We start from the raw sequence: 17,402 nt of genomic DNA on the forward strand, positions 1-17,402 counted from the left end.
TGGCATCGCTCCACATATCGAAATAACCGATCAGGAGGAGGGTCAGGATAGTCCCGCCCACGATCTTCCAATTGCGACTGGCAATCCATGCAATCCCGCCAATGAGTACGATCATCACTGGCCATGGCGTTGTCGTCATAAAGCGTTCTGCTTGAATGAGGAAATATTGCAGGGGCTGAAAAAACGACTCGATGACATCGCCGTATTGACGGGTGAAAGCCTTGAAACCCTCGTCCATCGCCTTTTTCAGGTTGCGCAACGTGTCGTCGTTCATATTTGGAAATCTGTAAAACCATTCCATGCGGGTTCCCCTCGTTTATAAAGAAGCCGTGGCACGTCTTTTTATCGTTATCGGCAAGTGGATGCGGTGCGCCTTGGCGCACCGCAACAGCGACGATCAGAGAAAAGCTTCGATTTTCCCGGCTGCTTCCGGCGAGACCCACTTGGTCCATTCGTCCTTATTTTCCTTCAGGAAATGCTTGGCGCCGTCTTCGCCGGTCGCCTGATTGTCGCTCATCCAGGCCATCAGCTTGTTGACCGTATCGTTGCTCCAGGAGCGTTTCTTCAGATAGTCGACCACTTCCGGAGGAGCTTTTTCCGAGAAAGGCTTGGCCAGCAGTGTCACGATGGTGTCGATCGGCCATGCATTGGGTTTCGGATCGGGGCAGTCGGCTACGGTGTTGCAGCGTTTCCACTCTGCAGGGTCATGAGGAACACCTGCCTCAAGCTTCACCATAGGGTATTTGCCAAGCAGCGCGGTCGGCGCCCAGTAATAACCAACCCAGGCATGCTTGCGCTCATAAGCCTTGGCAATGGAACCATCGAGGCCGGCAGCCGAACCGGTATCGACGAGTTTGAAGCCAGCCTTTTCCGCGTCAAAAGCCTTATAGAGTTGCGTGGTCACCAGCGTGCCACCCCATCCCGAGGGGCCATTGAAGATCGCGCCCTTCGATGGGTCCTCCGGATCAGGAAAAAGTTCGCGATGTTTCAGCAAGTCCGGTATGGTCCTGATGTCAGGGTGGGCATCGGCAAAATATTTTGGAATCCACCAACCCTGATTGCCACCGTCGGGCAGCGGCGAACCGACCTGGACAATCTTGCCCTCGTCCGTTCCTTTCTTTACAATTTCCGGCAGGAGATCAACCCATGCTTCGGGCGCAATGTCCGGCTGGCCCTTTTCGGCCATCGAGGTGATCGTTGGAACCGTGTCACCGACCGTGATATCTGCCTGGCAGCCGTAACCCTCGTTCAGGATGATCTTGTCAAGATTGGAGAGAACCTCGGCGCTTTGCCAGTTCATGCTGGCGATTGTAATCGTGCCGCATTCCGCAGCGCTGGCAAAGGAAGCTCCTCCTAAGAGGCCAACGGCCAGACTGGTAGACGCAAGTAGTTTTTTCATTATTGTTCCCTCGGTTTTGCGGCCTGGTTCAAAGACAGGGCGGGGCGCCGCGCATTTCCCGCTTAAGTGTGCTCGGCAGCATCTCCCATGCTCACCGATTTCCTGAACGCTGCCTTGAGGCCCGTGGCGACCGCACGGTCGAACCCTGCCTCGCGCATCTGCTCGATGGCCGCCGCGGTCGTGCCGCGGTAGTTTAAAAAGGCTTCCACGATGTCATCGGCGGATTGGTCCTGGTGCTCCAGAAGTCGGCCGGCACCCTTCACAACGGTATTGACTGCACGACTGGCAATGTCGGCCGGCAGTCCATGGGCGAGGGCATCCTTCATCATTGCGGCGGCCAAAAGGGCCGGAAAAGCCGGGCCCGAGCCGGTCAAGCCGGTCAAATAGTCAATATGGCTTTCCTGCGAAACCTCATCCTGGATTCCGCAGGCCTCAAAGATCGCCCGAACGATTGCGCGATCCTCGTCGGTGACGCCCTTGGAGCCGATCCAGGGCGTATAGGAATTTTTGACTTCGGCCGCCGCATTCGGCAATGCCCGCACGACGCGTGCGCTATGGTGATGTTGCGAAAGCGCCGACAAGCGAATTCCGGCCATCACCGATATCACGAGCTTGCCATTGGCGTGGAGTGGCAGGTTCGCCCAGTCCAAAGGGCGAACAGACAGCAAGATCACATCCGATCGGTCCGCGAGAGCCTGGTTGTCGGTGGTCCAGAAAGCGCTGGCAAGTCGGTCAGCTTGCTGACTGCGGTAGGAAAGGGCAAGGGACTGGGGAGTGGCCAGGCCGGCTTCGAGGATCGACCCTGCGATTGCTCGCCCGAGCCACCCACCTCCGCCGACAATACCAATACGCACCGATCCGCTCATTTGTCTCGCCCCTCATCTGGTTTGTAGCCGTGCCTTGAGAAGAACCGATCAAGCTCTCTCTGCTGGGGGATTTGGCCGGTATAGATGGCGATATATTCAGGAATTCGCTTCATACGGATCGCGATATCTTCCTTTGATTGCATGGAAATATATCCGATCTGCACCAGATATGTCGTTCGGGCGCGCGCATCGGCGGTCGGCTCCGAATAGCCAAAATGAACAAACATGCGCTTGAGGGCCTCCAGGCGCACCTGATCGGCCCTTTGGATTTCGCCGAGGATTTCGGGCGAACTCAATGCCCAACTGCGTATGGCAAACTCGAATTTCGCGTCGAACAGGTCGGCATTGAGCCAGCAGTCGAAGACGTTCAGCATCGCCTCTGCCAAGGTCTCGGCATAGGCTTGCGACTGCTTGACAATGTTGCCAGTGTTTTTCTCGCGCCATTTTGCCACCAGGGCCGCAAGCAGTTCCTCTCGATCCTTGAAGAACCAGTAAAAGCTCGTACGCGACAGACCCAGCTTTTTGGCCAAGGGCAGAATTTTCACCGAAGCAACGCCTGATTCCAGCAAGGCATCATAGGCCGCTTCCAGCCACCCTTCCTGCGATCCGCGCCAACCGCCGTCGTGTACACTCTGTTCCATGGGATGACCTCCTAGCAAAATATGAAGCATGGCACAACCAAAATGTACATCTATGTCAAAAAAGAAGACTGATGTGTTCTCGCTCTTGACATGAATGTACATTAACCCTAGCGGTTGTGCAGATGTTTTGTAATCCGGAGGCAGGCGCATGTCGAACGATCCCCTTCTTCAGCCCTATCAGCTCAAGCACTTGACGCTTCGAAACCGCATCATCGTCACGTCCCATGAGCCAGCATATCCGGAAGACGGGATGCCCAAGGAGCGGTACCGCGCCTATACGGTCGAACGGGCAAAAGGCGGCGTTGCCCTCACCATGACCGCGGGTTCCGCGGCAGTGTCGCGGGACAGTCCGCCCGTCTTCAACAATCTTCTTGCCTACAAGGACGAGATTGTTCCCTGGATCAGGGACATGACCGACGCGGTGCACGATCAAGGCGCGGCCATCATGATCCAGCTCACCCATCTGGGCCGACGCACGCGCTGGGATAAGGGCGATTGGCTGCCTGTGGTCGCACCGTCGCATCATCGCGAAGCCTCACACCGCGCCTTTCCCAAGAAAATTGAAGACTGGGATATCGAGCGCATCATCAAGGACTTTGCCGACGCAGCCGAACGCATGAAGGCTGGCGGCATGGATGGTGTCGAGCTGGAGGCCTACGGCCATCTCATCGATCAATTTACCTCTCCCCTCACCAACGAACTCGATGGTCCCTATGGTGGCTCGCTCGACAATCGCCTGCGCTTTTGTTTCGACGTGTTCAGGGCAATGCGAAAGCGGGCAGGCGACGATTTCATCCTTGGCGTTCGCTACACCGCGGACGAATGTCTCCCGGGCGGGACCAGCAAGGCAGAAGGTCTCGAGATCTCAAAGCGCCTCAAGCAAAGCGGCCTTATTGACTACCTGAACATCATCCGCGGCCATATAGACACGGACGCCGGCCTGACCGACGTGATCCCGATCCAGGGAATGGCGAACGCGCCGCATCTGGATTTCGCCGGCGAAATACGCGCCGCAACAAACTTTCCGGTTTTCCACGCCGCGAAGATTCCCGATGTCGCAACCGCACGGCACGCCATCGCAGCTGGCAAGGTCGACATGGTCGGTATGACGCGCGCCCATATGACGGATCCGCATATCGTTCGAAAGATAATTGAAAAGCGTGAGGACGATATCCGGCCATGCGTCGGCGCCAATTACTGTCTCGATCGCATCTATCAGGGCGGAGCGGCCTATTGCATTCACAATGCCGCAACCGGCCGCGAACTGACCATGCCGCATAGCATCGAGAAGGCGGACCTGCGCAAGAAAGTTGTTGTCGTGGGGGCCGGTCCCGCTGGTCTTGAGGCTGCACGCGTGGCAGGCGAGCGCGGCCACGCGGTCGTGGTCTTCGAGGCCGCGGACGATCCGGGCGGGCAGATACGCCTGACCGCGCAAAGTGAACGGCGCCGCGAGATGATCAGCATCATCGACTGGCGCATGGGCCAGTGTGAGAAGCTCGCAACGACTTTCCATTTCAACACCTGGGCGGAAGCGGACGTGGTCTTGGCAGAAAATCCGGACGTCGTGATCATCGCGACAGGCGGCATTCCGCATACCGAGATTTTGTCAAAAGGCAACGAACTGGTCGTTTCGGCCTGGGATGTCCTTTCAGGGGATGTAAAACCTGGCGCCAACGTTCTGATTTTTGACGATGCTGGCGATCATGCCGGCCTCCAGGCTGCCGAATTGCTGGCCGCGGCCGGGGCGAAGGTCGAAATCATGACGCCGGATCGCTCGTTTGCGCCGGAGGTTATGGCAATGAACCTCGTGCCCTATATGCGCGCCCTGCAGAAGCTCGACGTGACCTTCACCGTGACGTACCGGCTCGAGGCTGCAGAAAGGAGCGGCAACCAGATCATTGCTCATGTGGGCAGTGACTACGGTGGTGTCAGCAAGCAGCGGCTAGTGGACCAGATCGTCATCAATCATGGAACAATCCCGCTCGACGAGCTCTATTTTGAGCTCAAGCCGCTCTCCAGCAACCTCGGTGAAATATCGCATGATCAGCTTCTTGCCGGAAAGCCCCAGTCAATCGCGTCCAACCCGCATGGCACGTTCCAATTGTTCCGCATCGGCGATGCGGTCGCTGCACGCAACACCCACGCCGCCGTCTATGACGGACTGCGGATTGCCAAGGATATCTGACTTTGCGGATCAGCTCCGCCGGCGCTTCAACTTGCCAAAGGTGCTTCAATGATTGAACGCAATGACAACCTGCAACTGTTTGCTGATGCAGCGTTCGTCGCATTCGATCAGTTCGCCCAGACGACAAAAGCGCGCGTGGCTGTTCTTCAGATTTTTGCGGCACTTGAGCTCGCCTGCCCGCAGCGCCGGGGAATGGGCATGCGGCTACCCGCTTGCAGCCATCTCGCGGCTGCGCTTTCCATCGAGACGCCGCACAAATCACTTCAGCGTCTGATCGCGCGGTTCAAGGCAATTGAGCCGCGGCTGGAATGGCGGCGCCGGACCAACGAGGCAACGGCAAGCAAGAATTTCGCTGACGGGCACGCCAATGCCATGATCATCGGACCGGGAGGGTTAGAAGAGCGCAGCGATATTTGGCTCGGCGTTACTCTGATGGCACCACATGTCCGCTATCCGGATCACAATCACGCACCCGAAGAGGTATATCTCGTCCTGTCACCCGGTGAGTTCCGTCAAGGCGATGGCGGGTGGTTTTCACCGGGCGTCGGCGGCTCCTTCTATAACGTCCCCGAAATCAAACACGCCATGAGGTCAACCGATGCGCCGCTGTTAGCTTTTTGGGCGCTGAAACAAGATGACCAGTGACGGCAGAGTCAACGGGGACGTTCGTATCGCCCATTGGGCGGCAACGTCCTTGGGCACGAAACCGCCTTCATGATGACCTGGAAGGCATGATGCGGTGCCAAGCGATGCGCAGACTTTCGACTTCCCCCTCATCCATTCCAAGGCAGGATCGCGCAAGTTTAAGTGGTCATTACCCGGACGCCCACCTGCGGAACGGGAGATCACCGGCCATCCTCTTGGGTCTCGGGCGACCATGCAATCCGAGCTGGGCAGATCCTCCTGCCCGGTCCAAGAGGGCTGGTCGCGTCAACCGTCAGCAATAGCGCTGGAATGGCTGACGTCTTGCGACGTCAACGACAACACAGCGCTCATAAACTGGTTGTTCTCGTCAGGCGAGCCAACACTGACCCGTACGAATGTTTCGTATCCTGCCTGCTTCCACGGTTTAACGATGACACCGTATCGTAACAGGCCTTCCGCGAAGTCGGCGGCATTCCCGGCGCAATCAAAAAACAGAAAGTTGCCTTTCGAGGCTGCGACAGGCCAGTCATTGGCCAAAAGAAAGGCTTGAACGCGTTGGCGCTCGCTTGCTGCAAGTGTAACCACGCGTTGCAGGTGCTGCCTGTCCGCAAGCGCTTTGACGGCAGATACCTGCGCAATGGCGTTGACGTTGAAAGGCGTGCGGACACGATCGAGCAAAGAACGAAATTCCGGATCAGCCACGACGCCATAGCCGATGCGCAGGCCGGCCAGACCGTAGGCCTTTGACATTGTCCGCAGCACGACCCATGGGCGACGTGAACCCTTAAGAAGGTCAATCGCGGAGACATAGTCCTCGCCGGCTGCATATTCGGCATAAGCCTCGTCAACAACGATGAGGGTGTTTTTATCGGCCGCTGCAATCACGCGGCTGAGTTCGGCAGGCGCAAGCCAGCTTCCAACGGGGTTCATCGGATTGGAAAAGATCACCATCCTGGCAGGCGTAGCGATTTTCTTTTCGAACGTGTCGACATCGACCGACATGTTTCCCTTGACGTTTACGCGTTCGACACTGGCGCCCATCAAGGCCGCATAGTCCTCATGCAAAGGAAAGGACGGATAAAGCGTTACGACCCGATCCCTCGGGCGAAGGACCGCACGGCAGATAATGGAGATGAGCTCTTCCGATCCATTGCCGAGAATGATTTGGGTCGAGGCAACGTCAAGTGCGACCGCGATCGCTTCACGTAGCTCGACACCGGCGGGATCTGGATAGAGGCGGAGCAAATCGGAATCTGCCATGGTGATGCTGTCAAGGTCAGGGCTCGGTCCCAACGGGTTTTCGTTGGATGCGAGCTTTGCAATCTTCGCAGGGCCATAGCGCTCGTTGACTTCCCGCACTGTCAGGCCGGAATTATAAGGCGCAAGTTCGTGAACTTCGTCACGCACCAGATCGGAAGCATTGATCATGGGGTTGATCCTCCGTGTTGTGGTCCTGTCGTCTTGACTAACCCGAAAATCCGCCTTTGTATATGGTTGTATATACAAGACGGCTTGCCATGTCGGTTTTTAAGAGGCACAACTTACTCAATCGGACAGGGAGGCCGGGCATATGAATGACTTATCACAATTTGATCTGACAGGACGCCGGGCCCTCGTCACGGGCGCAAGCAGGGGGATCGGTCAGACGATTGCCAAGGCTCTCGCAACCGCTGGTGCGGATGTGGCGATCACAGCGCGCAGTGAGCAGGCTTTACAAGAAACAAGTGACTGCATTCAGGCCCTTGGCCGATCCGCATTTCCCTTCGCGCTGGACGTGACTGACGTCAAGGCGATTGACCGGACGCTGGCGGAGGCTGTCAAATGCCTGGGCGGCCTCGACGTGCTTGTGAACAATGCCGGTGTCGAGGAAGTGAGGCCATCCTTGCGTGTGGATGAGGCTCTGTGGGACCGGATCGTTGATACCAATCTGAAAGGAGCCTTCTTCTGTGCAAGAGCCGCCGCGCAGTCCATCGCCGACGTCAAGGGCAGCGGTGTCATCATCAATCTTTGTTCGCTGACGTCGCATGTCGGCATACCGACCGCCGTTCCCTACGGATCCTCGAAATCTGGGCTCTTGGGAATGACGCGGGCACTTGCAGCCGAATGGGCACCGCTCGGCATCAGGGTCAATGCCATTGCGCCTGGCTATTTCCGCACCGCAATGACGGACGTATTTTATGAAAATGCTCTGTGGCAAGAAGCAATGCTTGGTAAGATACCCCTGAACCGGTTCGGCGATCTAAGCGACCTTGAGGGAACAGCCGTTTTCCTTGCATCCGATGCATCAAGATATATCACCGGGCAGTGCATCGCAGTGGACGGGGGCTACCTCGCGTCAGTCTGACCTGCCGCGCCCAAAGGGGCCTGGAAGCTGCAGATGATCTTGTACGTAGTTGTATATACTTTTTGTTGACAAGGACTTTGTGATCCGGTCAATTGAGGCCAAAGACGATAATAAAGGGAACGATATGGCGGTTGCCGAAACTGGCTTGGATCGTCTTGCTGTTGAAGGGCCTGTTGGCTCAACAGCCGTATCTGTGCGCAACGTCAACATGGTTTTCGGCGACTACCGCGCGGTGGATGACGCTTCTTTCGATTTGCAAGAAGGCAAATTCCTGACGATCCTTGGACCCTCCGGCTCGGGCAAGACAACATTGCTGCGGATGATTGCAGGCTTTCAGGCGCCGACGAGCGGTGAAATCGCCATCAACGGTATCCCTGTCGGCCACGTGCCGCCGAATAAGCGTTCGATCGGGATGGTGTTCCAGAAACTCGCCTTGTTCCCCCACATGACTGCCGCGCAGAATGTTGCGTTCCCGCTGAAAATGCGCCGCTTTGATGCCCGCACCATTCCTGCCAGAGTGGCTAAATACCTCGACCTTGTGAAGCTCGGCGGGTTCGCCAACCGCCGCATACACGAGCTTTCCGGGGGCCAGCAGCAGCGCATAGCGATTGCCCGCGCCCTTGTTTTCGAGCCGGATCTGCTGCTTCTCGATGAACCATTGGCGGCGCTTGATCGCAAATTGCGTGAAGAGATGCAGCTTGAATTCCGCCGCATCCAGCGCGAGCTTGGCGTGACGACGATCAATGTCACGCATGATCAGCGCGAGGCTCTCGTCGTATCGGATGAGATCATCGTCATGGACAAGGGGCGCATCCAGCAAAATGCCAAACCATCGGCCACCTACAGGCAGCCGAGCAATTCTTTCGTGGCCGGTTTCATCGGCGTGACGAATTTCCTGTCCGGCTCGGTGACTGACGTTACCGATTCTGAAGTCGCCTTTATCGCAGGCACTCAGCCGCTGTGTGGCCGCTGGGTCGCCACCGATGTGCGACCCAGCGCCGGCCAGAGCGTGAAGGGTGCAGTTCGCGCCGAGCAAATTCGGGTGGCCGCAACGCCGGATCGTCTCGATGATCTGCAAACGACTGTCGCAGGTTCCGTCATGGATGTCATCTTCGAGGGCGAGCGCGTCGTCTATGAGGTCAGGCTTGCCTCCCTTCAGGACGCCACCATCCGCGTCTTCGACCACGATCCGTCGCAACATGCCGAGTTCGAGGCCGGAGCCCGAGTGTTCGTTGGCTGGAACGCGCGGGACGTACTTGTTTTCGCAGAATAATCCGGAAAACCGGCAATCCAGAGGAGAATGAAAATGAAAGATCTGAAAAATCCAGTGTTAGAATTGACGCGTCGCCGGTTTCTGGGCGCGACCGCCTCGCTCGGCTCGGTGGCTGCCCTTGCGGGCGCGGGCCTGTCTACGGTCTCTTTGCCCCGTGCATTTGCCGCTGAACCGGAAAAACCCAAGGAAATTATCGTACGGGCCTGGGGCGGGAGCTGGGTCGACAGTCTCAAGGCGGGCGTTTCCGACAGCTTCACGAAACTGACCGGCATTGCCGTGCGTCATGATTTGACCGAAGACAACGAAATTCAGCCCAAGGTCTGGGCCGCGGTCACGCAAAAGCGGGTGCCGCCCATCCACGTTAACTGGGATACGACCACCAATGCCACCAAATCGGCGCTTCGCGGCGTGACCGAGGACCTTTCCGATCTGTCCAACCTTGCCACGGTGACAGAGCTTGCAAAGCCGGTCGGCCTTGATGGCTATCCGATCGTCAATACCTACGGCTATGTCTATGTGCTGGCCTATCGTCCAAGCGCTTTTCCAGATGGCCCACCCACCTCGTGGAAGGCATTGCTCGATCCGAAGTTCAAGGGCCGTATTGCTCTCTACAATGACGGGATAGGCTTCCATTTCCCGGCCCAGGTCGCCGGCGGCGGCAAGGTCGAGGATATCCCCGGCAATATGCAACCGGCCTGGGACTTCATCACCAAGGTCAAAGAGCAGCGCCCGCTGCTGGGTGAAGATCCGGATTTCACCAACTGGTTCCAGAATGGCGAGATTGATCTTGCCTGCACGATTTCGACCAACGCACGTGAGGCCAAGAAGAACGGAGTGGATATCAAGTGGGTCGTGCCGCAGGAGGGAGCAAAGTTTGAGACCGATGGCCTGTGGATTCCCAAGGGCCTGCCGGAAAATGAACTCTATTGGGCCAAGCAGTACATCAATCACGCGCTTACCAAGGATGCCCAGCAGGTATGGCTGGACGGGCTCGGCCTGCCGGGGGTCGTACCCGGTTTGACGCCGCCCGCCGACCTGGTCGGCGATCCCTCCTACCCGACGACGCCGGAAGATTTCAAGCATCTCATTCGTGTCTCCAACAAGATACAGGTCGAAAACGAAAGTGCCTGGTTCGGCAAGTTCAAGGCAATCATGCAAAGCTGAGCTATCGAGCTTCCCTCCGGTGCCGGTCAAGACACCGGAGGGATGACCGCCTTGACGATGGAAACGGGGTCCTATGCGCGCATATCCTTTGACCTGGCGACTGCTCGATGTCCTGGAGACGGGACTAGAGAAGGTTTTCCCGCGCCGGCTGGCGGGCATAACGCCTTATCTCATGCTGGCTCCGGCCGTCCTTCTGGTCGGGCTTCTGGTGCTTGGACTTTTTCAGGTTGCGGATGGAAGCCTCAGAACGCTCGACACAACGACCTTCCTGATGTCCGAAAGCTATTCGCTCGACAATTTCCGCCGGGCGCTTTCCGAACCCTTGTTCAGAAATGTAGCCGTAAAGAGCTTTGCGGGATCGCTGATCGTGACCGCCATGACGCTTGTCCTTGCTCTGCCCTATGCTTACGTGATGGTGCGAACCAAGTCCGCAGCATTGCGAAAAATACTGCTGATAGCGCTCTTCCTGCCCTTCTTCATCGGCCAGGTTGTACGCGCCTATGGCTGGCTGATCATCCTTGGCAATCAGGGCCTGGTCAACGAAGCACTGAGTTTTTTGGGTATCGGACCATTCAGGCTCATCTATAATTATCCCGCTGTGCTTTTCGGTCTCATCCAATACATGCTGCCCTTCGCGGTTCTGATGCTCGCTCCGGCAGTAACTGCGATACCGGAGGAGACCGAGGCGGCGGCCGAATCGCTCGGTGCCAATTGGATACAGACTTTCATCCATGTGGTCCTTCCCATGGCGCGTCCCGGCTTTGTCGGTGCGGGACTGGTGGTGATGACGCTGTCACTGACCGATTTCGCCATCCCCGCCATCCTTGGCGGCGGTTCGCAGGATTTCATTGCCAATGCGATCTATGACCAGTTCTTCCGCACCTCCGACCAGGGTCTCGGTGCGACGCTTGCGCTGCTTCTGGTTGCCGCGGGCTCGACCCTCGTCGCCATCGTCTTCGCGCTGGTCGGCACCGGCACGCTGCAAATGGGAAGGGCAAAGCAATGACCACGGCGCGCGGCAAGACCATTTTCCTCTGGACACTCGTCATGATTTCAGTCGTGGTCCTGTCTGCACCAACGCTTGTCGTGCTTGGGGCATCCTTCACCGCAGGCAACATGATCACGTTCCCGCCGCAAGGATTGTCGCTCAAGTGGTATGCTTCGATTGCGCAGGCAACGGACCTTAGAGAAGCATTCCTGCGCTCGCTCTATGTCGCCCTTATCTGCACTCTCGTCGCGATACCGGTCGGCACACTGGCGGGAATTGCCTTGGCCAAATATGCCGTACGTTTCGAAAAAGCGCTGCAGATCTATCTGCTCTTGCCCTTTACGATTCCGCTGATTGGATCGGGAATTGGCCTGATGCTCATTTTCGGCAACGCCGGTATCCTCGGGCAATTGTGGCCGGTCGGCATTGCATGCTGTGTCATCAATCTTCCCTTCATGATATGGGCCGTCACCGCGAGCGCCGGCAGCCTTGACCCCGACCTGGAGCTCGCCGCCGCCAATTGCGGCGCGCCGCCGCTGCAGACCTTCCTGTTGGTGACCCTTCCAGCTGTTACACCCGGAGTGATCACCGGGTCGCTCTTGATGTTCATTTTGGCGCTGAACGAGTTTCTGGTGAGCCTGCTTCTCGTCGATGCCCGCATCGTGACGCTTCCGGTGCAGATCTACAATTCGATACGCTCCATCATCACCCCGGATCTTGCTGCCATCTCAGTGGTGTTCATCGGTTGCGCCGCTCTCGCCATCACCATCCTCGATCGGCTCGTCGGTCTGGATGTCTTTCTCAAGTCCAAGTGAGCAGAACCACGCGTTCGGTCTCCAATTCAAACGAACAGGGATGCCATGTCTGAAATCTGCAATTATTATGAACTCGCTTCAGTGGGCGCGACAGTCCGCGCCAATCTCCTGAAGCGGTCCGAAGCTGACCTTTCGAGCTTCACTGAAAAGGTTCGCCCGATCATTGAGGCCGTGCGGCAGGAGGGTGACGCAGCACTTGTTCGCCTTGCCCGCGAACTCGACAAGGCCAATGTCACGGCCGCCAGTCTCAAGGTGAGTGAGCAAGAATTCGACGCAGCTTTTGCCAACGTGGATGCGGAAGTCATCGAAGCGATCAAGTTCGGTATTGGTAATATCCGCAGCTTCCACGAGGAACAAAAGCCCGAGCCGATGTGGCTCAAGGAAATTCGCCCCGGAGCCTATGCCGGCGACCGGTGGACGCCGATTTCATCCGTCGCGCTTTATGTTCCGCGCGGCAAGGGTGCATTTCCCTCCGTGACGATGATGACCTGCGTTCCGGCTGTGGTTGCAGGTGTGCCGCACATATCCATTGTCACGCCGCCGACCCCTGATGGTTCGGTCGATGCTGCGACACTGGTGGCCGCGCGTCTTGCCGGCGTGGAGACGGTTTACAAATGTGGCGGAGCCCAGGCTGTGGCGGCGGTCGCCTACGGCACCGAAACCGTGCGTCCCGCCATCAAGATTGTCGGGCCCGGCAGTCCATGGGTCGTTGCGGCGAAAAAGCTTCTCGCCGATGTGATTGATACCGGACTGCCGGCGGGTCCTTCCGAGGCAATCATCCTTGCCGATGAGACGATTGATGGTCGTCTCGCCGCTCTGGATCTGCTCATCGAAGCAGAACACGGTCCTGATTCATCCGCCTATCTCGTCACCCATAGCCCTGAGGTTGCACAGGCCGCTCGCGCAGCACTGCCGGATCATTGGTCAAGGATGAGCGAACAGCGCGTCAATTTCTCACGCACAGTGCTGACCGGAGCGTCCGGCGGCATTGTGCTGACGCCAACGCTTGAAGAAAGCTACCGCTTCGTCAATGACTATGCGCCGGAACATCTGGAAATTCTTTCGACCGAGCCGTTCCGCCATCTTGGATCAATCACACAAGCCGCCGAAATTCTGATGGGCCAGCATACGCCTGTCACGCTTGGAAATTTCGTCCTGGGCCCCAACGCCGTTCTTCCAACGAGTCGCTGGGCCCGGACCTATGGACCACTTTCCGTGACGGATTTCGTCAAACGCTCCTCCATAGGCTACGTCACGTCCTCCGCTTATCCGGAACTGGCCAAATATGCGCGGCGGCTCGCCAAGTATGAAGGCTTCAGCGCGCACGAAAACGCTATTTCGGAAGTTCGAGATCCGCTTATCCGATGAAGGGGAGACGACCATGCAAGCGGTAAGGCTTTATGCGGCCGGCGATATCAGGTTCGAGGAAATTGCCCCACCCGCAAACCCGCGACAGGGCTGGGTGCGCATCAGGACAATTGCTGCTGGAATTTGCGGATCCGATCTTCATAACTACCGGACCGGGCAATGGATTTCCCGCACACCCTCAACAGCCGGTCATGAACTGACAGGCGAGGTGCTGGAGCTTGGCGACGGCGTTGAAGGTTTTGCCAAAGGCGATCTTGTTGTCGCCGATTCCCGCTTCTGGTGTGGCGAGTGCCGCTCGTGCCATGCCGGACGCCGGCATCTTTGCTCCAAGCTGGGTTTTGTCGGTGAAATCTGTGATGGAGGCTTTGCCGAAGAGATCGTTTTGCCGGCGCGGCTTGTGCACAAAGTCGACGAGACGATCGATCCGTCGATCGCAGCGATGGCCGAGCCCCTTGCCGTGGCGCTGCACGCGGTTAAACGATTGTCGCTGCAGCCGGGCTCTCCTGTCCTTGTCACCGGCTGCGGCCCCATTGGAGGGCTGATCGCCATGCTCCTGGCACGCGGTCACGACGGCCTTGTACTGGTCACTGACCGAAACGCCGAGCGTGCGGAGCTTGTCGCGCGCGTCACCGGCGCGCGGATCGTCAAACTGGATACGGCTTGCATTGAGGCTGCAACCGGCGGTGCACCGCTCTTGGGTGCTGTGGAGGCAACCGGCAATGCTGCCGTTCTTGCGCAGTTGCTTGATCTTGTGGCCAGTGGAGGAACTATCGCTCTGGTCGGCATATTCCACAAAACCATGGACATCGATCCCAACCTTCTGGTGGAGCGTGAAATCAGCCTCGTCGGCTGCCATGCCTTTTGCGATGAATTGCCTGCCGCCATCAAGCTACTGCATGAATACGCTGACGATTTGCGGCAACTGATCGACAGCGAAATCGCTCTGCGTGACGTTCCGGCGGCATATGATCGGCTGATCACCGGCCAGAGCAAAGGACTGAAAACGATCATTCGAATGGGCGGATTGCCGCAATGACACAGAACTTTTTGAAAATGCGCTGCCAAAAATGATCAACCTACCCGACAATGCCAGCCCGCTTTATGAGAAGGTGAAGACCTATGTTCTGCAGAACATTGGAAGTGGTCAATGGGGTCAGGACCAGCGGCTTCCATCCGAGAACGAGCTGGTCGCTGCACTTGGTGTTTCGCGCATGACCATCCATCGCGCCCTGCGGGAACTGACCTCGGTCGGCGTCCTTGTTCGCATACAGGGCGTCGGCACATTCGTTGCCGCCTCGCAGGCGAAATCCGACCTGCTCGAGATCAATAATATTGCCGCGGAAATAGAAGCCCGCGGTCACCGGCATCATGCGAAGGTCTTTCTTTTGGAAACGCTCATGACGCCGCCAGCCCTCACGACTGCCTTTGAATTCAAGAAGCGCCGGCTGGTCTATCATTCCATTGTCGTCCATTTCGAGAATGACGAACCGGTTCAAGTTGAGGAGCGGTTTGTCAATCCTGATCTTGCACCGGACTATGACCAACAGGATTTCAACAACCAAACCACTTTCGAATATCTCCAGCGGCAAACGCCGGTCACCGAAATCGAGCATGTCATATCCGCGATTGCCGCAGATAAGACCATTGCCGACTACCTGCGACTAACCCCCAGCGAGCCTTGTCTTCTGCTACAGCGCCGGACCTGGACAGGCGATGCCGTGGTCACGGTAAACCGGTTTACCTATGCCGGATCCCGCTACTCCCTGGGAAGCCGGTACTGGCCAAGTCGCAGGAAGTAGCCGGCGCCACTTCGGAACCTGAATGCCAGATCAAGACTGAAAATGTGCCGCCTTGCATCGGCTCGGAAGGGATCGGATTGCGATGAACGAAAAGACCAGCCGGACGGCAGAAATAAGGAGAATAGCCCGGGTTGAACAATCGCGGGCCGAGCGAATGCTGGCGGATTTGCTGCTCGACCTGTTTGCCATGCCCGCATCGGATCTGCGCATAAATTACGATCAGTACAGTCTCAATTCCTTGAATGGCTTTTTCAGCTGCGATGGCGAGGATTTCTTTTTCAAGTTTCATCAGGAGGAGGGTGAGGAAGACATGACCGGCGAGTATTATCGCGCGGACATCCTTGCCAATGCCGGTCTGCCCGTCGACCAGCCCGTGCACATGTCGGTTCTGCCTGGAGAACAGATTTTGATCTATCGCAGGCGCAACGATCCTCGCTTCTCCGACGTCCTGCGCGAACTTGATCTGACGGACGATCCAGAGGAACGCACAAGGGCTATTGAAGCCGAGAGGAACCTGAGTACAAAGCTGCTTGCCGTCTATCGGGAGACGCTGCACCCGATCAGTGTGGACGAGGCCGCCGCCGAACCAATTCACCGGCTTTTTCATGAACGCCTCATTGATCCTGCCACGCGGTCCTTTCCCGGCGGACGCTTTGCCGATTTCTACATGGGCAAGACGTTTCGCTTTCCCGGCGTCGAGCTCGGATGGGACGAATTCTCGCACCTGAAATTTGTGATCAACGGCCGCCGCTATGGATCAAGCATCGGCGAGCTCTTCCATGCGGCATATGTCCGGCTAAACCCGAGCCGACTTGCCGATAATGGCGGGGTCGTTGCTCATGGCGACGCTCACAATGCCAATGTCTGGTATACAGCCGTGTCCGGCGGGAAAGCGCAGCTTTCCTTTTTCGATCCGGCCTTTGCCGGTTCCAACGTTCCGGCGCTTCTGGCGGAAGTCAAGGCGACGTTTCACAATATTTTCGCGCATCCCTTCTGGCTTTATGACCCGGCGATCGCCGACCGGACTTTCAAGGCGTCGGTGCGGCGGGATGCCGATGAACTGCATGTCGAAACCGACTGGAAGCTGGCGCCTGTGCGCAGATCATTGCTTGAAGTGAAGGCGAAACATCTGTGGCGCCCGCTTCTGGGCGAGTTGAAACAGCGCGCATTGTTGCCCGATGATTGGCGCATGGTTGTCCGTCTGGCACTTTTCCTGTGCCCGACGCTCGTGATGGACCTGCGCGCCGGGGCAAGAAGCCACACGCCCGCCTCCTCGCTGATTGCCTTCTGCGTCGCGGTGATGGCCGGCAGCCCACCGGAACATGGCAGCGATGATATTGGCAGATTTCTTGATATGATCGATCCTGAAAGCTGACCGTCCGGGCATTGATGCGTCCAGCGGGCTGAGCTCTCAGAGGGGATTCGTTCGCCACCAGGCAGGGATTCAGCGCTCGGTCAGCACTTTCTCAAGGATCGTGAGAAACGCAGCAATGGAAAAGTTCAGTTATAATAAGTCATATATGAACACTTAATAGAACCCATTCTCCATATTTGGTGCGTTAAATGAGGAATGCCATCTCGATCTGATCCTTGATGAAGGCTGGCACGTGCCCCAGCTATCCGGCGCGGCGTCGGCGAAGACGCCCGCCAATGCGTCGCGCATGTTTCTGGGCTGACCAGATGTGTGAAATGGCCCAGCGTCAACGGGAAAGGTTGGCTGCACCGCGAAGGCGCGCGGATTTTCGATCCAGGCTGGATTCTGGGCAAAGGTCGAGAACTGCCGCGGCCCCGTCTGCGTGAACCGCAGTTGGCCAACGGGTGTCAAGCTTTCACCGAGAACGTCATGGGCCCTTTAGACGGGCATCAGAATGACGCGCCGTCCGCATCGACCAATCCGGATCATCCGGTGCCGTCC

16 protein-coding genes and 1 pseudogene are annotated in these 17,402 nt (G+C 57.5%); 11 read left to right on the top strand and 6 right to left on the bottom strand.

Annotated elements, in window-relative coordinates; all coding sequences use genetic code 11:
* The 4 genes and pseudogenes from CU100_RS14165 to CU100_RS14180 all read right to left on the bottom strand — a co-directional run.
* Positions 1-301, bottom strand: a pseudogene (locus CU100_RS14165) (proline/glycine betaine ABC transporter permease); the annotation flags it as partial.
* Between the two features lie 96 nt (positions 302-397).
* Positions 398-1,399 carry an ABC transporter substrate-binding protein gene (locus CU100_RS14170; protein WP_106717285.1) on the bottom strand — a complete coding sequence of 334 codons (1,002 nt, stop codon included), beginning with the start codon at positions 1,397-1,399 and terminating at the stop codon, positions 398-400.
* A 62-nt stretch (positions 1,400-1,461) separates the two neighbouring features.
* The gene (locus CU100_RS14175) at positions 1,462-2,265 is read right to left on the bottom strand and encodes a pyrroline-5-carboxylate reductase family protein (RefSeq protein WP_106717286.1); all 804 of its coding nucleotides are present in this window, start codon (positions 2,263-2,265) and stop codon (positions 1,462-1,464) included.
* Positions 2,262-2,906: a TetR/AcrR family transcriptional regulator gene (locus CU100_RS14180; protein WP_106717287.1), complete on the bottom strand. Its 645-nt coding sequence runs from the start codon at positions 2,904-2,906 to the stop codon at positions 2,262-2,264. The genes CU100_RS14175 and CU100_RS14180 overlap by 4 nt, the downstream gene beginning before the upstream one ends.
* A gap of 148 nt (positions 2,907-3,054) precedes the next feature.
* Here CU100_RS14180 and CU100_RS14185 point away from each other — a divergent pair, with 148 nt between their 5' ends.
* Positions 3,055-5,091 (top strand): oxidoreductase, encoded by a 2,037-nt coding sequence (locus CU100_RS14185; protein WP_106717288.1) that lies wholly within the window; start codon positions 3,055-3,057, stop codon positions 5,089-5,091.
* A 48-nt stretch (positions 5,092-5,139) separates the two neighbouring features.
* A complete protein-coding gene (locus CU100_RS14190; RefSeq protein ID WP_106717289.1) occupies positions 5,140-5,736 on the top strand; it encodes a dimethylsulfoniopropionate lyase in 597 nt (198 codons plus the stop codon).
* Positions 5,737-6,021: 285 nt separating this feature from the next.
* Here CU100_RS14190 and hisC read toward each other — a convergent pair whose 3' ends face one another.
* Positions 6,022-7,164, bottom strand: a complete 1,143-nt coding sequence (gene hisC / locus CU100_RS14195) for a histidinol-phosphate transaminase (RefSeq protein WP_106717290.1) — start codon at positions 7,162-7,164, stop codon at positions 6,022-6,024.
* 142 nt (positions 7,165-7,306) lie between these two features.
* Between hisC and CU100_RS14200 the strand changes: the two genes are divergently transcribed.
* The 9 genes from CU100_RS14200 to CU100_RS14240 all read left to right on the top strand — a co-directional run bounded on the left by CU100_RS14200 (position 7,307) and on the right by CU100_RS14240 (position 16,862).
* Entirely contained in the window at positions 7,307-8,080 is a 774-nt protein-coding gene (locus CU100_RS14200) for an SDR family NAD(P)-dependent oxidoreductase (protein ID WP_106717291.1), read from the top strand.
* A 124-nt stretch (positions 8,081-8,204) separates the two neighbouring features.
* Positions 8,205-9,353 carry an ABC transporter ATP-binding protein gene (locus CU100_RS14205; RefSeq protein WP_245419030.1) on the top strand — a complete coding sequence of 383 codons (1,149 nt, stop codon included), beginning with the start codon at positions 8,205-8,207 and terminating at the stop codon, positions 9,351-9,353.
* A 33-nt stretch (positions 9,354-9,386) separates the two neighbouring features.
* The gene (locus CU100_RS14210) at positions 9,387-10,517 is read left to right on the top strand and encodes an ABC transporter substrate-binding protein (protein WP_106717292.1); all 1,131 of its coding nucleotides are present in this window, start codon (positions 9,387-9,389) and stop codon (positions 10,515-10,517) included.
* 73 nt (positions 10,518-10,590) lie between these two features.
* Complete coding sequence (locus CU100_RS14215; protein ID WP_106717293.1) at positions 10,591-11,523, top strand: ABC transporter permease; 933 nt, start codon at positions 10,591-10,593, stop codon at positions 11,521-11,523.
* Entirely contained in the window at positions 11,520-12,320 is an 801-nt protein-coding gene (locus CU100_RS14220) for an ABC transporter permease (protein ID WP_106717294.1), read from the top strand. Before CU100_RS14215 ends, CU100_RS14220 begins: the two co-directional genes overlap by 4 nt.
* Positions 12,321-12,365: 45 nt before the next feature.
* Entirely contained in the window at positions 12,366-13,688 is a 1,323-nt protein-coding gene (gene hisD / locus CU100_RS14225) for a histidinol dehydrogenase (RefSeq protein ID WP_106717295.1), read from the top strand.
* Positions 13,689-13,701: 13 nt separating this feature from the next.
* Entirely contained in the window at positions 13,702-14,724 is a 1,023-nt protein-coding gene (locus CU100_RS14230; protein ID WP_106717296.1) for a zinc-dependent alcohol dehydrogenase, read from the top strand.
* Between the two features lie 31 nt (positions 14,725-14,755).
* The gene (gene hutC, locus CU100_RS14235) at positions 14,756-15,487 is read left to right on the top strand and encodes a histidine utilization repressor (protein WP_106717297.1); all 732 of its coding nucleotides are present in this window, start codon (positions 14,756-14,758) and stop codon (positions 15,485-15,487) included.
* A gap of 82 nt (positions 15,488-15,569) precedes the next feature.
* Positions 15,570-16,862 carry a hypothetical protein gene (locus CU100_RS14240; protein WP_106717298.1) on the top strand — a complete coding sequence of 431 codons (1,293 nt, stop codon included), beginning with the start codon at positions 15,570-15,572 and terminating at the stop codon, positions 16,860-16,862.
* Positions 16,863-17,015: 153 nt separating this feature from the next.
* On the opposite strand, the gene CU100_RS27665 is transcribed toward CU100_RS14240, so the two are convergent.
* The gene (locus CU100_RS27665; protein ID WP_245419031.1) at positions 17,016-17,312 is read right to left on the bottom strand and encodes a HipA N-terminal domain-containing protein; all 297 of its coding nucleotides are present in this window, start codon (positions 17,310-17,312) and stop codon (positions 17,016-17,018) included.
* Between the last annotated feature and the right edge of the window lie 90 nt (positions 17,313-17,402).

The organism is Phyllobacterium endophyticum, assembly GCF_003010935.1.
Taxonomy (GTDB): Bacteria; Pseudomonadota; Alphaproteobacteria; order Rhizobiales; family Rhizobiaceae; genus Phyllobacterium; species Phyllobacterium endophyticum.

Coding starts and splice junctions, on each gene's coding strand:
- CU100_RS14170 (WP_106717285.1), bottom strand. CDS start 1,399: ATGAAAAAACTACTTGCGTCTACCAGTCTGGCCGTTGGCCTCTTAGGA.
- CU100_RS14175 (WP_106717286.1), bottom strand. CDS start 2,265: ATGAGCGGATCGGTGCGTATTGGTATTGTCGGCGGAGGTGGGTGGCTC.
- CU100_RS14180 (WP_106717287.1), bottom strand. CDS start 2,906: ATGGAACAGAGTGTACACGACGGCGGTTGGCGCGGATCGCAGGAAGGG.
- CU100_RS14185 (WP_106717288.1), top strand. CDS start 3,055: ATGTCGAACGATCCCCTTCTTCAGCCCTATCAGCTCAAGCACTTGACG.
- CU100_RS14190 (WP_106717289.1), top strand. CDS start 5,140: ATGATTGAACGCAATGACAACCTGCAACTGTTTGCTGATGCAGCGTTC.
- hisC (WP_106717290.1), bottom strand. CDS start 7,164: ATGATCAATGCTTCCGATCTGGTGCGTGACGAAGTTCACGAACTTGCG.
- CU100_RS14200 (WP_106717291.1), top strand. CDS start 7,307: ATGAATGACTTATCACAATTTGATCTGACAGGACGCCGGGCCCTCGTC.
- CU100_RS14205 (WP_245419030.1), top strand. CDS start 8,205: ATGGCGGTTGCCGAAACTGGCTTGGATCGTCTTGCTGTTGAAGGGCCT.
- CU100_RS14210 (WP_106717292.1), top strand. CDS start 9,387: ATGAAAGATCTGAAAAATCCAGTGTTAGAATTGACGCGTCGCCGGTTT.
- CU100_RS14215 (WP_106717293.1), top strand. CDS start 10,591: ATGCGCGCATATCCTTTGACCTGGCGACTGCTCGATGTCCTGGAGACG.
- CU100_RS14220 (WP_106717294.1), top strand. CDS start 11,520: ATGACCACGGCGCGCGGCAAGACCATTTTCCTCTGGACACTCGTCATG.
- hisD (WP_106717295.1), top strand. CDS start 12,366: ATGTCTGAAATCTGCAATTATTATGAACTCGCTTCAGTGGGCGCGACA.
- CU100_RS14230 (WP_106717296.1), top strand. CDS start 13,702: ATGCAAGCGGTAAGGCTTTATGCGGCCGGCGATATCAGGTTCGAGGAA.
- hutC (WP_106717297.1), top strand. CDS start 14,756: ATGATCAACCTACCCGACAATGCCAGCCCGCTTTATGAGAAGGTGAAG.
- CU100_RS14240 (WP_106717298.1), top strand. CDS start 15,570: ATGAACGAAAAGACCAGCCGGACGGCAGAAATAAGGAGAATAGCCCGG.